This is a genomic window from Paenibacillus popilliae ATCC 14706, assembly GCF_000315235.1.
In the GTDB taxonomy this organism is placed as follows: Bacteria; Bacillota; Bacilli; order Paenibacillales; family Paenibacillaceae; genus Paenibacillus_B; species Paenibacillus_B popilliae.
Map to the genome: position 1 here is coordinate 1 of NZ_BALG01000093.1, position 19267 is coordinate 19267.

Sequence of the window (19267 nt, forward strand, 5' to 3'; positions counted from 1 at the left end):
CGGACTCCGGCGGCGACGGCACCGTCGCTCAGCCGCAGCAGGCGAACGGGCCGCCCGGCATCTGCGGCGGAGCGCACGGCTGCCGCAGCGGCGGACAGCACCGCCTCCATAGGCGCGTGCTGTCCGGGCTGCGCCTCCGACCGCCATGGAACGTCATCCATGGCGATGTCAGCCGGGACGCAGCCGTCCGCTTCCAGTACGCGAACCGCCAGCACGCGCCGCTTGGCGTACGTGCGCCAATCGACGCCACGCAAGGGCGTGCCCGGCCGGTATGCCTGCAGCTCGACGCCGCGCACTCCTCCGGCAGACGGGACAGGCACGCCTCCATCTGCCGCATCGGGGGCGCCGGCCAGCGGCGGCGGGCCGTCCTCATGGGCAGCGTCCGGCAGTGCGGCGGCGCGCACCGGGGGCGGGGGAATGACCAGCACCGTCGGCGGCGCTTCCGCCGCCGACGGGATCTCCATCTGTACCCGACCGCCGAACCACCCGAACAGGTCGCCATAGGTGAGTTCGATCCGCGTCAGGCGGTACACGCCACGCGGCGCGCCCTCGAAGGTGATGGTATAGCGCGTTTCTCCGACCCGACGCAGGAATAGCAGGCGGCGGCATATCCAGACGCCGCCGTCTCCGCCTGTGCGCGTCCACGCCTCCTCCACCGTCAACCATCGCCCGGGCCAGTGCTTCGCGCCGCTTAACGCCACGCGGAAGGCGAGGCTGCCGGGAGCGGCTGCCGGCACGGTAGGCTTGGCCTGCTCCAGTACGTGGCCAAGCCGGACGCCTACAAGCTGCCGACCGATAATATGAAGGCGCACGCCGTTCAGCAGCATGGCACCCAGCAGGGCCGCCGTAAAAAGCTCGGCCGAGCCGTTCCGCGCCCAGCCCACCGTCGCCAGCACAGCGCAGCCAGCGGCGGTGAGCAGGAAGCGGCCGATCGGGAAAGCGGAGCCCTTCATCGGAACCACCCGCCAATCCGGAACCACCCGACGGCCGGCTGGGCCGCTCCATTGTCGGCCAGGGGCACCTGGGCCATCGGCGCGGCACCTGCGGCCGGAATCCCCTGCTTGTCCCGGCGGGAAGACTTCGCCGCGGCTCTGCCGCCACCGGTCCGGGGCGCCGGGAAGCCCGGAACCGGCGTCGTGTGCAACACCTCGGCGACGACGTCCGCTTCCGTCGTACCGGCAAGCAGCGCCTCGCGCTGCAGATAAAGGCGGTGCGCCAGCACCGGATGGGCCACCGCCTTCACGTCCTCCGGAAGCACATAGGTGCGCCCCTCGGTCCAGGCGTGAGCCTGGGCCACCCGCATGAGCGACAGCGTCGCCCGCGGACTGATGCCTAGCTTCACCGCCGGGTGCGCCCGGGTCGCATGCGCGATGTCGGCCATGTACTTGCATAGCGCCGCATCCAGATGCACCTGGCGGATCCGGCGGACAAGCACTTGCCATTCCTCCGGCGTCCACAGCGGCTTCACCCGCACGAGCGGCGATTCTTCCTGCTGATGGAGGAGCATGTCCGCTTCCTGCTCCGCCTCCGGATAGCCAAGCGACAGCCGCATCGCGAAGCGGTCCATCTCCGCCTCCGGAATTCGATACGTGCCTTCGAAGGCCAACGGATTCTGCGTCGCAATGACGAAAAAGGGCTGCGGCAAGGCGCGCGTCGTTCCGTCCACCGTCACCGTCCCTTCCTCCATCGCCTCCAGCAGCGCTGATTGGGTTCGCGCTGGGGCGCGGTTCAACTCGTCGGCCAGCACGACGTGGCCGAATAGCACCCCCTCGCTGTACCGCAGCCCGCCCGAGGCCGATTCCCAGACCATGCTGCCCGTAATATCGGCCGGCATCATGTCCGGCGTCATCTGAATGCGCCGGAAGCTTCCGCCTGCTGTCCGCGCAAGCGCCCGGGCCAGCAGCGTCTTGCCGACGCCCGGCACATCCTCCATCAAAATGTGTCCGCCGGACAGCATTGCCAAGCCGGCCAGGCGAATCACCTCCCTTTTCCCGACGACGACTTGCTCCATCCGGTCTAGGAACGCCGGCCAGCCCCGTTCCGCGAACGACGCCAACCATACCTCCTGTCCCGCGGTGCGGTCCTGATGTCCACTCATTTCCATTCTTATTTTCACTCCCTCTTAACCTAGCAGCATCCTTTTTTCTACAAAACGATAACAAGACATCAAAAAACCCGGAACGAGTCCCTCGCGTGCATGCACGTTCGATGAACCGTCCCGGGCCGTTCTATGAATCAGTATCGCCTAAGCCGCTAGATTGTAAACCTGCGAGAGGCTGCTTTCCCAATATAATAGAAAAGAGTCATACGTCCTCCTGCAAAGGAGTCAGTTCGTATTCGGTCAGATTGACGCCGAACGTATTCAATAGGTCCCGAAGCGGCACCCAGGTGAGCGACCGATCCGATATCGCCTTCAACGGCAAGGCCGCTTCGGCCTCATCGGCAAACACAATCTGCCCGCCGGTCAGATCGAAGCCTGCGTCCTTTCCGTTCCAATCGACATCCACCCGGTTCGCCTCCACGTTCCAGCGCACCGTACCGCCCAACTGCTGTACCAGCATCCGCAGCGGCACATACGTCGTCTCGTCATGGCTGAGGAACTGATCGGGCTTCAATTGCAGACTGCCCTGATCGGTATGCACATCCATCACCATCTTCGGTTCAGGCTTCCCAGGCCCGGATACGTTGACCGGCTGGACATTGGCTTCAATCCATGTGCTGCTGACCGGGGATCGGGCCCAGCGCTCCGTAGAAGCGACATGGAATTGAACCGGTTCCACCTCCGGGGACAGCACGCCGAACGTATAGCCGTTGTCCTTATAATACCGAATGATCTTCGGCAGCGCCTTCACCGTCTCCCCGTGCCCGGCTCCATCGTGCATAAGCACGACCGTCTCCTTCAACAACGCCCCTTGCTTCACCGCCGATGTGATCTCCTTCGCAGGCACGCCCCGCCGCTTGGAATCGCCGCTGTCGACATGCCAGTCATAGATTAAGTACCCCGCTTGCTGCATCAACTCGAAATACTGCTTATCGAAATTCATTACCGTTCCGCCTGGCGCCCGCACGAGCCGGGGCTCATAACCCAAAATATCCTCCAGCACCTTGCCGGTCTCACGAATCTGACGCCAAAATTCACGGAAGCTGCCGTACAGCTCCTTAAATTCATGATTATAGCTATGATTGCCGATGGCATGGCCCGCTTCCGCAATCGTTTTAACCATCTTCTGGTCCCGCTTCGCATTTTGACCCAACACGAAGAAGGTGGCCTTCACCTGCTCCTTGGCCAAAATATCAAGCACATCCTTCGTATATACGCTCGGACCGTCATCGAACGTCAAATAGACGACCTTGTCCCGCTCCTTCTCTTCCACGCCTGGCGACGGCTTTCCGGTATCCGGCTTCTTCGCCACAGCCCATTGTACGGCGGCCTTGCCGGTTTCCGTGCCATTGCCCCTAGTGGATAGAGCGGTGATCGCCTCTTCCTTCTCTCTGTTCATCGGCAAGGATACGGTCTCGAAGTAATCCGCACGCGCGACTGCCGCCTCCGCGTTATTTACCATCGGTACCGACTGATGAGAAGCACGCGACGCGGCGAAGGCGACCGGCTCCGCCGCTTCCTTCATTCCCCAAGCCGTCCACAGCGCCGCGATCATCAGCAAGGCGCATACGGCCATCGACAGCCGCCCTATCCAGCCTTTGGTTTCCTTCCACACTCCCGGTGCTTCCTTTTTCATTCGAACATCCCCCTCCCTTCGTATGACCCCTCCTTGCAAGCGGCAGGTCAGGAAAGACCTCCTATCCGTTCCAAGAACCGCAGCATCGCCGAATCCAGGTGCTGTCTGTCCAGAGTGCCCGGACCTATCCCCGATTCTTTTGTCTGCTCGAGAGCATATGCATTCTCTATCGTGCTGATAGAGTATATGATCCTGGCGAGTAAAGATGACACCATAGATCGATAGCGCCTGCTGCTTGCTCACTTCATGCATTAATGGTGGTTACTCATTCCCCAGTGCAATGAAAAAAGAGGCGCCCCCAAAGTATTAAAATCCAATTCTACATCGGTCAATGCGGCACCATTGCGCCGAAATCATCCCGGCTCGACAGATTCGCGTGGTAGAACAGCACATCCCCGTCTTGCAGCGCGAAGGCATGGCCGAACGAATCCCGAATCGTTCGTTCGAACCCTTCCAGCCGCCACTGGTTCATCAACGGCGCCTGCATATATTGCAAATGCGGCGCTGCGGTACGGCCCTCCCGAATCGACTCGATATTGAAGTTCACGATCAGGTAGCCATCCCGGAGGAAGATCGGCGATTTGTCATGCAATCCGCCATGCGTGCGGCCGTACTCGGCGATATCCGTTCCTGTCTTGACGATATAGACCCCGGCAGGCAAGCTGTACTCGCCGTACCACTGTTGGATCGATGCGTTCGCCCGTTGGGCGTCGACCGAATCCGGAAGATTCGACTTCGGCCCGATGAACGTGCGCACCGCCTCGGGCAGCAGCAGCCCGCCGTATCCGCCGACCGGCGTCTTCCGCTTCGTCCATTTCTCCATATACTGGTCAATATACGCTTGGCGGCTCAAGAGCGATCCTTGTTCCTTATGATCGTACTTGTAGCTGGCGGTATCGGCCAGTTGCTCCGCCGGCACGTTGCGCAGCCGCCCATTCAGAATGACATAGCGCCCGACCCGATCCTCCTCCGATCCGATGCGGATGAAGTAGCGGTCGTTGCTGTGATAATACAAATCGACCGGAAAACGGGTTTTGCCGTCCTTGCTTGTGTAGTAGAAGGAGGGCGTAATCCGGATGCTATCCTTCGACCCGAACATATTCCCCTTTGTCCTAAGATCGAATTTGAAATGATATCCCGTCTTCACCGCCACATTGCGGTAGCCCTGCTGCGGATGACTGCCGGGCCGAATCGGCAGCGTATAGGGTGCCCTGTTCCCGCGCGGCTCCCCGTCGATGTCCTTCTCCCCGACCCAGTAGGAGGCGCCGGTTGGCTCATAGCTGCCCGCCTGCTTGCGGAACACGTTCTCCCAGTTGTAATCGACAATGTCGGTCAGCCGGAAATCATAAAGTCGGCCGATGACTTCCACCTCGACCGCATCGGTGGAGACATGCTTCCTCAGCTCGGTATTGGCATGCGGCTGCGTGTCGAGCTGCGCCGGTGCATTCTCGGCAAGGGTGCGGAACAGGATCGAAGCATTTCCTTCATCGACCCACACCGGCAGGAAGAACGTCGTATCCCGTTGGTTCATCGGAATGTCGATCCAGGTTCGCTTCGGAATAAAGCGGCTCCGGTCCCCGGAGTACACATCGAACGGAAACCACACTTGCTTCGTGCGGGCATATTTCGCATAATCCCGGTTGCCGTATCCCGGATAGGAGACATGCTGCCCGCTCACCGGCAGGCGCACCGTGAACGGACGATCCAAAATAAGCGCCGCCCGGTTCGGGCTCGGCTTCGTCTTCTGATTATGCGCCCGGTCATCTGACACGGAAGCATACGTCACAACCGGGGTATGTATGGTGACCGGGTTGATGCCCGGAATCGGAAATTCCTGATCCGTGCCGCCATAAATCTGCTCGGGAAGCAGCTTATAATAAATCATACCGCTGCTCGGCACGTTTTTCGCGTTCACTTTATCGCTATATATGAAGATCCGATTTTTGTAGAAGGTGTTTTCACCTATCGCGGTAGGTGGCGGAATGGCCCCAGGGGATGCTCCGCTCTCTGCTGCCGTTTGCCCTGCCATAATGGTTTTTCCCTGAAAGACAAGCGAGTCGTTTTGAACTCGAACTTTACCGATCGACTGTTCGGCAGCGGCTTTGAATTCGTTTAAATAGTTTGGTATGTTTTTGCCAACGGTCTGCGAAGGAAGAACAATCGCCTGTGCTTCCGGCTCCTTCACGATTCCACCCTGCTGCTTGAATCGATAATCCGGTGGTATATAATTTTGAGGATTTAAGGTGACCCCTCCGTTCGGCAATGCTGAATTCTGCAGCTTTGCTGCTTGGAGCTTATAAACTTCCAGATTGTCAATGATCCAGAAAGAATATGGACGCTCAACGATCACGACATCGCTGACGGTTTCCTCTTCCTCCATATCTACTTGCGCAGGCTTCCCCTCATCATCTGTCCCTGGCTCTTTCCATTTCTTCATAAACGTCTTTTCCACAGGAACTTCGAACGTACATGTACCACTCATCTGCACAAACGAACTTTTAAATAAGTAATGATAGGCAACGACATTGGCGTAAAGGTACTCAGATGTAGGGATGCCTAGAAGTACATCGAACTTCTCACGTCCCCGATGATCCGCTTTAATGATTGCGCTTGGTTTTGGATCCATAACCTTATTGGAAATTTTGGTTCCTGGTGCAGGAGCTGTACATGAACCTGCCAGATCTGGTGGAGCGGTAGGATCCGGTCTGCCAGGAACATCGCCAACGGTAATCGTCGCATAGTCATAAATATAATATGGATAGCTCCTCCATTTGGCTGTTATTTTGGCAGTCCCCTCGCCGACAGCCGTCACCTTCCCGTCGGGCCCTACCTGCGCTACAGATGATCGATCCGAACTCCATTCCAGTTGTTCCGTTCGCCGAGTGATATCCAGCCAATTTGTAAAATTGCTGCCCGTCATATCGTATTCTTGGGTTCTGACCTCTGCCTTTACGTTCTTCGTCTCTCCGATCTGCATATTCGCATTCGACGAAACTCGCAGTTTTTTTGTTTCGGTTATATACCCTTCGTATTTAATTTTGAGCGGAGTATAATAATGAGCTTGATATTTCGGTTGTCCGTCAAGCCCGGTTTCATATTCCACATATCTTGATACATCGTGAGAATGGCCTGAAATGGTATAAAGCGTAGCAAAGATTTCCCCTTTGGTAAATTCAGGTTTCTTGTTGGCCGCAGTATAAGAGTCCGCATTAATGTAGTCAATATCAACGATTCCAAGATCCTTAACATGCTCCTTCTTGAATACATTCTTTAGTGAATCTTTTAGACTTGGAGCATAGTTATAGGTATTTATCGTATCTTTAACCGGCGTATCTCGGGGATATTTTTTCTCTCCTACCATTACGGTGTCTGTATTAATACGTCCATTCTCTTCACTGTATGCGCTCCATTGCCCCTTATCTCCCTGAGTCCAAACCGTCTTCGGGAGTGGATCAGCCTTTCCGCTAACCGTTACTTTGATCTTCTGCGTCTTGTAGGCCAGTCCTTCCGGTACTTCAATGCCCTCCTTTGGATAGCCATTTGGAAAACTCGCAGCCGAGACAGGCTTAGGACTGTAACCAAGGTTCATCAACGTCAATGACATTATCAAAATAATAGCGACTGCTTTTTTCATTTTGAATCCCCTTTATTTTGCCACCACGTTCAAGAATGAACCGTCATCAAATTCAACTTCTCCAAGTGAGCTTTCCCCTTCAACAAAGTATCTGACTACCCAAAATGTCACACCTTCCGCATGTTCGGCAAAGAATTGTTTTGTTTTCGTTCTTGGAAGGGTCTCATACCCATACTTTTTGTACTTATCGTTATTTGTAGCAAAAGCCCCTAGTAAATTAGGCATTCCTCCAAAATAATGATCTAGATCGAACTCCTCTGTTTTAGGATAAATCGTGATTTCCATATATACCGGATACATCCCCTCTTTCTTTTTTAAGAAGTTTTTATTTTCTTCGCCAACAAACAGCTCACCATAGAAACTCTTCTCATTCCAATTCCCCACATTGACCGCAATCATCCGATGAAAGACGAGCTTACCCGCATAATTTCTAAACGTCTTCGTCTTTCCGGCTACTTCTGTCATGCTACGGGTCGGTTTAAGTGGCGACACTACTTCGAGGTTATTTTTTTCCGTACCCACTGCCCGCAGTTCATTTAGAGCAGGGTAGGAATCCGCCCGCTTGCTTGCAACCTTCACGAACCGCAACAGAAAGGCCGATGTCTCCGCACGGGTCGTCGTGTTTTTCATACCGAAAGAACCGTCTGGGTACCCGCTCATCAATTTTGTACCTATAGCGACCGCAATATGGCCGACGATGGACGCTGGAATACCAGGTTTGAAGTATTCTTTGATCGGAATCAGCGTCTCCTTCGTATCCAATAGCGCCTGCTTGAAGTCTTCATCCAGGGCGGCCAAGCCAGAGCTTACCCAGACGGCCATCTCCTCACGGGTTAGCGCCGTATTCGGTTTAAAGCCATTCGGATAATTCCGTGGATCAATGAATCCCAAAGCAACCGCTCTCTCGACTTCTTTCTTGCTCCAGTGATGGTTCAAGTCACTGAACACGTTCACTTTTTCTGCAGAAGGTTCCGCTTTCGATACCCGGGACAATAATGCAGCGAATTCCGCCCTGGTAACCGTAGCCCCGGGCTTAAATTTACCATTCCCATCCCCCTTAAAATAACCGGCATTCACCGCTGCGTTGATGGAATTTTTAGCCCAGTGATTAGCCGACACATCCTTGAAGTTCACCCCCTTGGCCTCTGTGGGCACCATACCTAGCAGTGTAGGAAGCACCACACCACCGATGATAAAAAACAGGATTACTCTTTTCGTTGTCTTCATGAATTATCACTCCCACGATAAAGTAGTGTTTTCACGCCATTCCCGATCATTTCATCTGCTTAGGGGGAAGCATCCGTTATTTAGGCAAAAACCTATGATTTCCAAAGGGATTCCGTAGCAAGCGGCCCCTAATAACACAAAAAACCCGCAGCCAATTGAATTAGCATCGGGTTCTTCCCATCATGTCCTACGTATTCGTATTGATCCTGAATTTCCTATATTATACAATATTTTTTCCTGAATGGCGAGGCGTTATTTTTACGCTATGTTGAACATGGCAGATAAGCCTGTTGTAAATAGAATCGCTCCAGAACCATTATTTATCATGTCGGGTAATACTTCGTTAACAGAAAGAATTACAGGCAGCAGATAGCCATTTACTTGTTCTAAGACGTTAACAGGCGTTGTTTCTAACACATGTCTGAATGTATCGGGTCCTGCATAAGGGCTAAATTCGAGTACATCAATGTGACCAAAATCTTGTTTAGTTCATTCATGATAATGGCCAATTTCTCAGGGTTGCGTGCAATGGCAGCTACCTTGAAGCCTTTCTCACCGAACTTTTTCGCAAGAGACATTCCTAACCCAGGTCCCGCACCAATTATTGCAATTGTTTTCATTTATCCTAAAACTCCTTTCATCAATTGAATCGTTTTGTTATAAAGCGTTTGAGCATTTTCTTTATCAAAAGTTTTCATCGCAAGACTTACTTCTTTTCTCTGTTTGTGATTGGTTGCGCAAAAAACGAACCTATCTAAAGAATCGAACCGGCTTTTTATTTCTTCAATAATGCGCTTGTTTTCTTTAACCAAACTCAAATTTGGGTGTAGAAAAATGGCCCTTTCCTCTGCTCCTAACTGTCTAGCCTCATTTAAGAAAAGATTTCCTTTAGCAGTTGAACTGCCTACTACTATGACACGGTCGCCTTTCTTTAAGAAGTGAATAGCGACCCCTTTTCCAATTCCATCTGTTCCACCTGTTACAAGTATTGTTTTCATTTTTAATCATCCTATATACAGACAAAGAGACAATAGCCAAGAAAGTCACAGTGGTAGTATTAGGATATAACAGTCTTCCTAACGAGGAACGATAGCCCAATAATGAATCTCATTATGTAGGGGTATAGTAAAATGACCGGCCCTGTCACTATTAGTGTAAATCATATACACTCTTAGTGTCCAAGATCATTAAAGGGCTTATGAGAAAGGACTTTATTGCCCACATATTTTATCATCCTGATTTTACATGAAAATGAGGTTAACCAGATTAAAATGGTTACCCTCATAATGCTTACAGCCCCTCCGGTTAACGTCTTCGTACATCTTACCGATGTCTTTTTTACGTTTTCTACCATGGGAGGATATTGCCAATTTACTCTTGATCATTCAGAGACATGTTTTTTGAATCGTCAGTCAGCTTAAAAATAAAGTCTCCAGGGGCTACCGTCGCTTCGAAGTAAATGAAATCTTTTACTTTCCACTTATCTTTATTGATAACTTTAACTTTGTCACCTTTTTTAAAGGTTTTGTTGCTATCATTCGGAAAATCGATGTCTACCTCTTGAGTGTTTCCATTTGAATCCTGATATTCAACAAACGCATAGGAGGGATATGCATCGGTTATTACGCCGATGACAGAGTTTTCATCTTGATTTTGAGACATGTTAGTCACTTTAGAAATAGAATCTGCAAACAGATTAGATGGAGATAATAGTAAGGTTCCTGTAACCATTCCCGCTACAATAAGTTTATTTTTCACCAAAATGTACACCTCCAGAGAATTTTTACAAGTTGGTAATATGTTATACTAGTATACTAAAGTAAACTATTGTTTCGAAAAGAATCCACAGATATATACTTAGAATTCAATATATACCAACTATTTGTAGATTAGTATAGTTCAGGAAATAAGGGGTGTCAATAAAAAAATTATTACACTTTTGTAAGATAAGAGAGTCAACAATTTAGAAAGTCATTTGTACATACTATAAGCTCTTTTTCCACCACTTTCGTTTCTTTTACGATTTCACTTTCTAAATAATCTCCGAATTTCTTTAGACCGGCGTAAAACATTGACGTCCAGCAACCTTACTGATTAGGTGCTCGCGTTATAGATTTTAGCCAGAACCACAAGGTTCCTTTTGATGGCTTTCAGGTTCGCCTCGTTCTTGTTTACAATTTCTGATAAAATATTATTCGAATTCTTGATTCCCATTAGCGATGTTCGACATTAAATACGCTTATCACCTTCATACAAAGCGATGTATTTTGAAACTGTATTTGGAGATAATCTATATGTGTTCCCAAAACCAATACGAACGAAAAGATCAGAGGAGGATAGCCAACATCATAAATCCAAATGGACATATGATGGCGGAAGCGGTTTTAAAGCCACTACAGGGAAAATCGTTTCTCCACTCAAGTGAGCCTGTTTCATCAGAAAATATAAGTCAGTTCAAAATTTCTAATGAAACAGTTGAAAAAGCAAAGGAGCTTTTCAGACAATTCGAGATTGAGGTCGTACAAGCAGGAATGACATTAACTTTAATGGGGCTGCCCGAGAAGTTTGAAGCCTTGTTAGATGTAAAAATGGTAGCTTCGAAAGACGATAGTCAGGGAACACAACATCTTATTCCTAATAAAGATCCTGTTATTCCGGAAGCACTGCAACCATTTGTAGATACAATCGTCTTTCCAAAACCTATTTTAATAAAACCTTAAATGGAAAAGGGGAGTATTTGTTCACATGGCGAATTCCATTTCATCCGATCTGCCCAATGTTATCTTTGCAGAAGCATCTGTCCACTCTATTGGGGGTCAATCCGTATTTGCCGAATCCGGTAAAATTACAAGTGAAACGGTTCAGCACTATCATTCAAAAGAGGATTTGGTGCTGAAGGCGGTCTCTAAGTTACGGGATAACGGGTTCGAAATTTTACATGTAGGCGATGTATCCATTTCCATTGCCGCTTCGCCGCAGACATACGAGAATGTGTTTAATACTTCAATTGTACCACAGGAGCGCGAGGTTAGGGGAATACCCGGAAAGTTATCTACCACGATACTCGACTCGACGAACTCGGGGATGCTAGGCTTAATTAACACCGATAACAGTCCACTCGCTGACGTCTTGGAAGGCGTGTCGTTTAGCGAACGGGTCTTCTATTATGCTCCAGCCGTTATGATGACGGAACGTCCTTCCGCGTTCCCGCCTCAGAAAGATTATTATCATCTGACGCCACCTCACGATCTGGTCAAACTTTTGCGTGCTGAGGGCGTGCATCAGAGCGGAATTACCGGACGCGGCATAAAGGTAGTTATGGCGGATAGCGGGTTTTATAATCATCCGTTTTTCTCTATACAAAATTTCCGTCCCAATCAGGTCGTGCTCGGACCTGGTGCATCCGATCCTGAGCATGATGAAAGCGGGCATGGTACTGGTGAGTCAGTCAATGTCTTCTCGTTGGCACCGAACATCGATTTCACTATGGTGAAGATGAACTTCTTCAATAGCGTCGGCGCTTTCAATGCTGCGGTAGCGCTGAATCCTGACATTATCACCTGCAGTTGGGGCAGTGATATCAGAGGCAGTGTTCTATCCAGCTTTGACAAGGTGCTTGAAGCTGCCGTAGCTAATGCGGTAAGTCATGGTATTACCGTAGTTTTTTCTGCAGGCAATGGTCACTTATCTTTCCCTGGCATGCATCCGGATGTGATTTCAGTAGGCGGCGTGTTTGTACGGGAAGATGGCAGCATGCAAGCGACACCTTATGCTAGTGGATTTCAGAGCAGAGTATATCCAAACCGTCACAGTCCGGATATCTGTGGATTAGTTGGTTTGCCTCCACGGGCAGCCTATATAATGCTTCCAGTTGAACCGGGGGACGAAATTGACAATGATTTATCTGGAGATATACATCCTCGCGGCGACGAAACTTCTCCAAGCGACGGGTGGGCAGCTTTCAGCGGAACTTCGGCAGCAGCACCTCAAATCGCAGGCATTTGTGCACTTATGAAGCAGGTAAATCGCAACTTGCATCCATTTCAAATTCGAGAAATATTGCAGCGAACAGCTCGAGACGTCACAGAGGGCCGATCCGCTCAAAATCCGGCTATGCCGGGTCCCGATCTTGCCACTGGATTTGGTCTAGTCGATGCGTCCCGCGCGATCGATGAAGCAAAACGTATGGGATAGCAAGTCGCAGACTGTCAAAGTCGCAACCTACCCGCATACGAAGGAGAATCAACTAATGGCTGTCCCTCCATTACCGAATGAAATTATCCTCATGATGGCTAGTCGCAATATGCGAATGCACCACGATATTATTCATCCGAATGCCCTCATTTGCACATGCGGCTTCTGGAGGGACAAAATTGACGGACAAAACTCATCCGAAGCCAACCGAAGCAGTTGATATCCGATTCCTGAGAGACCCAGCCACAATCCTTGGATGTTCGAGCACTGAGGGATGCCAGTAAGATACTTCCCCTTACTCTGGTAATAGTCAATAGCTTGCGTTCCATACCTCCGGGCCATCTCGATCCATTCGGGACGATTCAGCTCTTTGCCGGCTAATAATAACAACTCCACATTTCCAAGGTCACCATGACATAAACAATGGCTTTTTCCAAAACCATATCGAAGGGTCGCCATTACCGCTCTTTCGATTTCTTGCGTCACTTGCTTGGCTTGTGAGGCCCGTAAATAGGGAAGGCACATCGCAAGCCCCACCCCGATTCCGCTTGCTCCATGGCACCAGTTGGCAACAGTGCCGCCGACATAGCTATCAACCCAGTTTCCATACTCATCCGAATCATGAGAACGTACATATTGGAGCGCGTTTTCCGCCGCTGTCTGATATGCTGCATTTCCTGTAACGGCAGCGAGACGAAAAAGAGACCAGGCTATCCCCATACTACCATGGCCTAAACCAATATAAACTTCAGGTAATGCCGTAGATTTCCAATACGATCCCTTGTTGCATTCTTGAACATTTTTCAATAAATGATTGCCATACATGGAGGCGATCTCAATTTCCCGCTCCGTGCCACGGAATTTTGCTTCATTAAGAAGCACATGAATGACTCCGGCGGCACCACCAAGCAGATCAAAAAATGTATCCTGCTCCACACTCTCGCTCAAATTATCCAAAAGATGTAGACGATGGCGCTTCCACGCCTCTCTCTCCCCCACCAGATTTTCCAGTTGCGCAAGAACATATAAAACGGAGGCCTGTCCGTAGAAGGCGGAAGGAAATTTGATGGTCATGGGGAATTTGGCGAGCGTCGATTCTACTGCCGCCAACGCATATTGTTCAAATCGCTGCTCTTGTGTAATCCGGTTAATCCAACTGCTATATCGCTCGATTTGCCCCTCGGTCAGAGACAATAGCTTCTGCTTGATGTTATCCATAGCGGTTACGGCAAATACATTCTCGATTCGCTGTCCCCGGCTATCCCACAGATGCTGGGAATCTGGGAATGAAAAAAAGTAGGGAATGTCTCCTGCCCGCAGATCTTCTATCTCGGAAGCAATCAATCGATCGTCAAGCCACGAATACCACATTCTGTCAAGCAAGCGTTCGAAATCAAGTGCATCCCTGCCATAATCAGGGTGCACCAATTCCAGCAAAAAGTTCATATAGGATTGAGAGGAGCGCAACAGAATGCGTACCGGAACCCCGGAGAACATCGTTAACGGCCCGTCGGCACTTAGCATTTCATCTCTATGGTTAACAAAAAAATGGTTGATATCCCTGTATCCTTCTACGATATCGGTTACATAATCGCCTGCTTCTATCATGATGCCATTCCATGACGGCAAGTTGCGACTATCCGCAGTAGCCTGTCGTGCCCGAATGTAACGCATATTATCTGTATTCATATCAACAACTTTCAACACATCATAGGGAATCATTTGCTCCTTCCCGTTCAACCCGCTTAATTCAATACCGAACCCCTTCTCATCCGGATACAGAAGATAGGGGAGCATTGACGTCCCCAAAGGCGAATTGCGTATAAGCAACTGAGCCTCTATGTCTGCTGAATCAGGCATATCTTGCTTTGCTTGGTTATGGAACAGCGTCTCCAAATCAATAAGCATGGGGTGCTCCCCACAAGCAATAATGTTTTCATTATGGAAATCTGCACCTTCCAACATATAAACGATCCCTACGTACGCACCCAATCGTCGATAAAAATTTCGAATCTGGTCTTTGTCTTCACAATCTTTTGCTTCCACAAAGGCTTCATAGCCGTATTCAGTCCGATCGATAATCTCTGCTCTCTTAAACTTGGGATAGAACCCTTTCCTAATCGGTAAATCGTTGTTCTGGAGTATCGCCTTTGAGCTCTTGCATCGTTTTTGCGATATGCAGTTCCAGCACAAAGGATCGGCCCGCAATGTTGCATAGCTGGGATGATAAATAGGGCATGACCGATGCGATCAAGCGAGCATGATCGATATATTTTTCTTGCCCATCCAAGCCCATCAGCATATTTTGCATTCGCGACTGAGCCCACAACAAAAAGGGCCTTGCAAGCAGTTCGATCGAGCGCCGCGCCTCTTTTTCTATCGGTTTTTGACGGTTCATTTGCAATGCTTCCTCGAATACAAGCAGCCACTCTGCATGATATTCCTGAATAGCAGGGAGGCAACTCTTATCCCACGCTAACTCGCGGGTGGTCTGTATAAGAGCGGCAAAAGTCGGTTCGTCCATTCCTAACGCTTCGAGTTTGGCTTTCCTTGTAGACTCTGTCTGGATGAGCGCGAAATGAAACCATTCCTCCAGCGCTTGTTTACATTTTTGCTTGGGACAAGATTGCGCAACCTTATCCCTATGTAGTAGATGCTGCCGTTCATGCAAGAAAAGGGAACGTAAAAGCTGCTCTTTCATGCACTCTCATTCCTTACTAGTGGGGAACAAAAAATTCCTGAAACAATGATCGTGGTTGCCACTATAGTTGGTGTTGGAGTCACCATAGCTACTTGACCACCGTGCACTCTCGCCAACTCTTCCGCGTTGACTTCAACCAGAGCGTCACCGGCAGGATGAATAATGCCTGCAGCACGAAGCTTCGGATTCTTCCACGCCTTTACCAACTCTTGTTTTGTCATGAATCATCCTTCCTTCCTCTTGTTTTTTGTTACAATACCAATGTATTACACGAAATCATTTTTTTGCACTTCATAAAATTGCAGTTGAAAAAATTTTACTTACATTTTATAATATTAACTGGATACTTTTTACTTATCATTTCTTCTTAATTAGGAGGTAGATTGATTTGGAGCAGGCCAAGCTGTCTTACAGAGAACAAGAAGTAGCCATTTGCGTCGCGCAAGGTCTCAAGGACAGTGAGATATCTAAGACCTTAGGCGTCAGTATGCGGCGCACCGGCGAAATTGTAGCGGCTATCAAATATAAATGGAATATTAAAACTAGAGTGGAACTGGCTATACTAGCCTATCATTTTGGATTCGTCTATCTAAACTAGCGGAATGGAGGTGCTGCCATCTGATAATATTCAAATCAAAGGTGCCCTGTGTCGAACAAATAGAACACAGTGAATAGGAACATATTACGATCGATAACCTTCGCAGGATGAGAATCATGTGATCTCACCTGTTTCTTGACGGGAGCAGATGTTATGATCTCAAGCTTACAACTGTATAAGACCGTATATCTATCCCGCGTAACACAGATGGCACGGCGCGATATCGCGCTGCTGCTGGGGCTATTGGCACTACTCCCTCGCGGGGCGTCGCAACTGACGGCCAGGCTGGCATCCCATTCGTTCCCTTCCGTCTATATCGAGCTGGGATGCTGGCTGATCGGCTTCGTCGCGGGTATCAGCTTATTTGCCGCCAACTTCCATGTGGAAGAGGCTCGATTTCTATGGTCAACGGGACGGGGATCTTGCTTTTTGACCGCCTACACGCTTTGGAAAAAGGCACCCTTCCTGCTTCTCTTCGCGTGGATCATCATCGGGCAGCTATTTTGGGCCCCGTCACAGGCAGACCTGTGGCTCTGGCTCATGCTGATGCTGCTTGGATTCGCTTGCGCGGAAGGGAGCGGCCCTGGATCGATTCGACGGTGCTATTCCTTAAGAGCACCTTGCTTGCCGCTACGCTTGCCTCGTTTGGATTGTTGGCAGGCTACCGCTTTACGGCCTACGGCCGTATCGCGTTGGTTGGGCAGCTATTGATTACGCTAGGCATGATTGTGCTCCTGTACTTGCATCAATTGCATTTTACGCTGTTTATGTTATTCACCGCAGTCATTCAGATTGGTTTTATCCGGTTATACCGTACCATTCCTGACAATATTCCTGCGATCGGTTAAGGAGGGACTCGAACTATGGGTAAGACAGAGCCTCTATCCTTGCAGTTGCATCGTATCGGCTATGCCTACGGCAACACCCCTATCCTGCAAGAGCTGGATTGGTCCTTGCATTCGGGACAAATCACGGTGCTGCTCGGCCCCAACGGTGCGGGCAAGACGACGCTGCTGCATCTTATTGCCGGAATAAATCAGCCGCAGCAAGGAAGCATGACGCTCAATGGCCAGGTTCTCAACGGGCAAGATCAGCCGTACAAGCAGCGCGTCGGTTATATGATGGAGTTTCCGTTCCACTATCCGTTTTTGACCGTCATCGAAATGATGCGATTAATCGGCCGGCTGCGCAGTGTCTCAAAAGATTTGCTAGAGGAGCGGATACATCACTGGCTCAGGCCATTTGGGCTGCAATCCTACAGCGGGTATCCGATGGGAACCCTTTCTCAGGGTACGGCCAAAAGAGTGGCGCTTGCGTCAACGCTGCTTCACGAACCGGATATTCTCCTCCTGGACGAGCCTACCAACGGACTGGATCCGGATCAAGTCATTGCGGTGCGGGATACGTTGCAGACTTACTGCGCCCAGGGTGCCCTGATTCTGCTATCGACGCATATCATCGGCCTGGCAGAGAAAATCGCGCATCAAGTCGCTATTTTACGGAAGGGTCGCATCGTATACGCCGGCAAGCCGACGGTGGATCTAGAAAGCTTATATGTATCTCATGGATAACCCCTGCTGCGGAGGTACATGCCGCCGTTCTCGCAACATGTTGTTGCATGGCGGTAATTCTCGTTCTATCGCTTGCCGCGTGCGGCGAGACATAGGAGCCGGCCGGCATCGTCATTAATGGTGCCAATTTATCGCCGACATGCCGCAGCGTATCCGATGATGGCCAAGGAGTGCTGCCTTTATTCGAAGCCTACACCGGCTGTGCAAAAAGCGGCCCATGTCCCCTCTGGATCTTGAGCCGCCCTTTCTATATGACATTCACTTAACCCAGCTCGCGCACAGCCGCAAGCACCTCTTCCGTGTGCCCGTTCACCTTCACTTTGCACCATTCCTTCGCCAGTTTGCCTTCCTCATCGATCAGGAAGGTCGAACGAATGACGCCGTAATACTCCTTGCCACACATTTTTTTCAACTGCCAGACGCCGAACCGTTCCGCCACCTCATGCTCCGTGTCAGCCAGCAGCGGGAACGGCAGGTCATGCTTCGTAATGAACTTCTCATGCGACTTCACATGATCCGGACTAATGCCCAGCACGACCGCATTATATTTCTCGAAGTCGCCGTGGCAATCGCGGAAGTCGCAGGCCTCCTGCGTACAGCCCGGTGTCATATCTTTCGGATAGAAATAGAGCACGACCTTCTTGCCCGCATAATCGCGCAGCGATAGATTGGCGCCCGTCGAGGACGGAAGCGTAAAGTCCGGCACGGTTTGTCCGAGTTGAACTTGATCGGATGGTATCATTTGCAGCAGCTCCTTCCCGGCAGCCAAGACTGCCGTTGCATGATGCCTCTAGCTTACCATCGAACGCTCCCTTTTTCAAAAAATAACCAATCGCGACAGCGCCGGCCCCGTCTCCTGCCCATTAAAAGTAAATCGAATCAGCGGCCCGCTCCAGCGGCTTGGGAATGACCTTCGCAACTTCCCGCTTGAATATTGCTGTATTTATCCAGTCAATGAATTGCTCCGCGCCAAATATTCGTATAGCCTTGGAATACATGCTGCCTTTTCGCTATAAAGACTATGAACCGGTATCATCGAACCTATGAAAAATACCAATATTTCCTTGACAATAGCCAATGATATGTTATTATTTTACATAAAAAGGAGATGGTTTTTTGAAAAAGCGAATTTGCATGCTCATGGTTGCTCTTATTCTCGCATTAACTACCGGTCAATTTGTACAGTCACAAAAAGCATCGGCTTCTATTCTTTTTCTGGTAGACTATGCTCTTTACGGGCAGGCTTTAGAAAAAGGTGAATCTGTCCCTAATAATCATAGCGAGGAAACAGAGAAAAGAAGCTTACCAACCAAAGGACAGAAGCTAAGTTCAAAAGATTTAGTTAGAAACGGAAAAGTAGTTCAACGCAGATATTACGATGGAGATGGTAATGCCGACGTTGACATTGACTACGACCATTCTGATGGTGACAATTGTCACACATTCCCTCATCGTCACAAATGGACTTGGAAAAATGGAGAATCATCTAGAGGACCGGCATATTGAAACCACCCAACGAAGCCCTTTTTCTAAATATACATAAGGTCACACCTTCAAAAAAACTGAGTGTAAAAATGACTTAACTCAGCTTTTTCCCCATAATAA

General features: G+C 50.0%; 18 protein-coding genes. 6 read left to right on the top strand and 12 right to left on the bottom strand.

Translation table 11 applies throughout. From position 1 onward, the window contains the following. The 8 genes from PPOP_RS08375 to PPOP_RS08410 all read right to left on the bottom strand — a co-directional run. On the bottom strand, positions 1-953 hold a 953-nt coding region (locus tag PPOP_RS08375; RefSeq protein ID WP_006285773.1), incomplete at its 3' end, for a DUF58 domain-containing protein. Beyond that, complete coding sequence (locus PPOP_RS08380; RefSeq protein WP_042227992.1) at positions 950-2104, bottom strand: AAA family ATPase; 1155 nt, start codon at positions 2102-2104, stop codon at positions 950-952. The genes PPOP_RS08380 and PPOP_RS08375, both read right to left, overlap by 4 nt. 199 nt (positions 2105-2303) lie before the next feature. After that, positions 2304-3737, bottom strand: coding sequence for a polysaccharide deacetylase family protein (locus tag PPOP_RS08385; RefSeq protein WP_042227994.1), 1434 nt, complete (start codon positions 3735-3737; stop codon positions 2304-2306). 328 nt (positions 3738-4065) lie between these two features. Further along, the gene (locus PPOP_RS08390) at positions 4066-7371 is read right to left on the bottom strand and encodes a DUF5704 domain-containing protein (protein WP_234399739.1); all 3306 of its coding nucleotides are present in this window, start codon (positions 7369-7371) and stop codon (positions 4066-4068) included. Between the two features lie 12 nt (positions 7372-7383). Continuing rightward, positions 7384-8598, bottom strand: coding sequence for an S-layer homology domain-containing protein (locus PPOP_RS08395; RefSeq protein ID WP_006285777.1), 1215 nt, complete (start codon positions 8596-8598; stop codon positions 7384-7386). Positions 8599-9008: 410 nt separating this feature from the next. Next, positions 9009-9218 (bottom strand): SDR family NAD(P)-dependent oxidoreductase, encoded by a 210-nt coding sequence (locus PPOP_RS24040; RefSeq protein ID WP_006285778.1) that lies wholly within the window; start codon positions 9216-9218, stop codon positions 9009-9011. Then, a complete protein-coding gene (locus PPOP_RS08405; protein ID WP_006285779.1) occupies positions 9219-9596 on the bottom strand; it encodes an SDR family NAD(P)-dependent oxidoreductase in 378 nt (125 codons plus the stop codon). It lies immediately after the preceding gene. A 373-nt stretch (positions 9597-9969) separates the two neighbouring features. Next, the gene (locus PPOP_RS08410) at positions 9970-10356 is read right to left on the bottom strand and encodes a hypothetical protein (RefSeq protein ID WP_148277873.1); all 387 of its coding nucleotides are present in this window, start codon (positions 10354-10356) and stop codon (positions 9970-9972) included. 536 nt (positions 10357-10892) lie between these two features. Here PPOP_RS08410 and PPOP_RS08415 point away from each other — a divergent pair. Then, positions 10893-11318 (top strand): hypothetical protein, encoded by a 426-nt coding sequence (locus PPOP_RS08415; RefSeq protein ID WP_042227996.1) that lies wholly within the window; start codon positions 10893-10895, stop codon positions 11316-11318. Positions 11319-11343: 25 nt separating this feature from the next. Further along, positions 11344-12792, top strand: a complete 1449-nt coding sequence (locus tag PPOP_RS08420) for a S8 family serine peptidase (protein WP_006285782.1) — start codon at positions 11344-11346, stop codon at positions 12790-12792. A 132-nt stretch (positions 12793-12924) separates the two neighbouring features. On the opposite strand, the gene PPOP_RS08425 is transcribed toward PPOP_RS08420, so the two are convergent. Genes PPOP_RS08425 through PPOP_RS08430 form a run of 3 tightly spaced genes read right to left on the bottom strand, consistent with a single transcriptional unit; the run spans position 12925 to position 15714 of the window. Continuing rightward, on the bottom strand, positions 12925-15000 hold the full coding sequence (locus tag PPOP_RS08425; protein WP_306304720.1) for a type 2 lanthipeptide synthetase LanM family protein: 2076 nt from the start codon (positions 14998-15000) through the stop codon (positions 12925-12927). Then, entirely contained in the window at positions 14909-15493 is a 585-nt protein-coding gene (locus PPOP_RS24045) for a hypothetical protein (RefSeq protein WP_006285784.1), read from the bottom strand. Before PPOP_RS24045 ends, PPOP_RS08425 begins: the two co-directional genes overlap by 92 nt. Beyond that, the gene (locus tag PPOP_RS08430) at positions 15490-15714 is read right to left on the bottom strand and encodes a hypothetical protein (RefSeq protein WP_006285785.1); all 225 of its coding nucleotides are present in this window, start codon (positions 15712-15714) and stop codon (positions 15490-15492) included. The genes PPOP_RS24045 and PPOP_RS08430 overlap by 4 nt, the downstream gene beginning before the upstream one ends. 167 nt (positions 15715-15881) lie before the next feature. Here PPOP_RS08430 and PPOP_RS08435 point away from each other — a divergent pair, with 167 nt between their 5' ends. From PPOP_RS08435 to PPOP_RS08445, 3 genes are all read left to right on the top strand, one after another. Further along, positions 15882-16091, top strand: coding sequence for a LuxR C-terminal-related transcriptional regulator (locus tag PPOP_RS08435; RefSeq protein WP_006285786.1), 210 nt, complete (start codon positions 15882-15884; stop codon positions 16089-16091). 401 nt (positions 16092-16492) lie between these two features. Continuing rightward, entirely contained in the window at positions 16493-16939 is a 447-nt protein-coding gene (locus tag PPOP_RS08440) for a hypothetical protein (protein WP_006285787.1), read from the top strand. A gap of 15 nt (positions 16940-16954) precedes the next feature. Further along, the gene (locus tag PPOP_RS08445) at positions 16955-17662 is read left to right on the top strand and encodes an ABC transporter ATP-binding protein (RefSeq protein ID WP_006285788.1); all 708 of its coding nucleotides are present in this window, start codon (positions 16955-16957) and stop codon (positions 17660-17662) included. Between the two features lie 262 nt (positions 17663-17924). Here PPOP_RS08445 and bcp read toward each other — a convergent pair whose 3' ends face one another. After that, positions 17925-18404, bottom strand: coding sequence for a thioredoxin-dependent thiol peroxidase (gene bcp, locus PPOP_RS08450; RefSeq protein WP_042228000.1), 480 nt, complete (start codon positions 18402-18404; stop codon positions 17925-17927). A gap of 374 nt (positions 18405-18778) precedes the next feature. Between bcp and PPOP_RS08455 the strand changes: the two genes are divergently transcribed. Continuing rightward, positions 18779-19168, top strand: a complete 390-nt coding sequence (locus tag PPOP_RS08455) for a hypothetical protein (RefSeq protein WP_006285790.1) — start codon at positions 18779-18781, stop codon at positions 19166-19168. The last annotated feature ends 99 nt before the right edge of the window (positions 19169-19267 follow it).

Coding starts and splice junctions, on each gene's coding strand:
- PPOP_RS08380 (WP_042227992.1), bottom strand. CDS start 2,104: ATGGAAATGAGTGGACATCAGGACCGCACCGCGGGACAGGAGGTATGG.
- PPOP_RS08385 (WP_042227994.1), bottom strand. CDS start 3,737: ATGAAAAAGGAAGCACCGGGAGTGTGGAAGGAAACCAAAGGCTGGATA.
- PPOP_RS08390 (WP_234399739.1), bottom strand. CDS start 7,371: ATGAAAAAAGCAGTCGCTATTATTTTGATAATGTCATTGACGTTGATG.
- PPOP_RS08395 (WP_006285777.1), bottom strand. CDS start 8,598: ATGAAGACAACGAAAAGAGTAATCCTGTTTTTTATCATCGGTGGTGTG.
- PPOP_RS24040 (WP_006285778.1), bottom strand. CDS start 9,218: ATGAAAACAATTGCAATAATTGGTGCGGGACCTGGGTTAGGAATGTCT.
- PPOP_RS08405 (WP_006285779.1), bottom strand. CDS start 9,596: ATGAAAACAATACTTGTAACAGGTGGAACAGATGGAATTGGAAAAGGG.
- PPOP_RS08415 (WP_042227996.1), top strand. CDS start 10,893: ATGTGTTCCCAAAACCAATACGAACGAAAAGATCAGAGGAGGATAGCC.
- PPOP_RS08420 (WP_006285782.1), top strand. CDS start 11,344: ATGGCGAATTCCATTTCATCCGATCTGCCCAATGTTATCTTTGCAGAA.
- PPOP_RS24045 (WP_006285784.1), bottom strand. CDS start 15,493: ATGAAAGAGCAGCTTTTACGTTCCCTTTTCTTGCATGAACGGCAGCAT.
- PPOP_RS08430 (WP_006285785.1), bottom strand. CDS start 15,714: ATGACAAAACAAGAGTTGGTAAAGGCGTGGAAGAATCCGAAGCTTCGT.
- PPOP_RS08440 (WP_006285787.1), top strand. CDS start 16,493: ATGGTCAACGGGACGGGGATCTTGCTTTTTGACCGCCTACACGCTTTG.
- PPOP_RS08445 (WP_006285788.1), top strand. CDS start 16,955: ATGGGTAAGACAGAGCCTCTATCCTTGCAGTTGCATCGTATCGGCTAT.
- bcp (WP_042228000.1), bottom strand. CDS start 18,404: ATGATACCATCCGATCAAGTTCAACTCGGACAAACCGTGCCGGACTTT.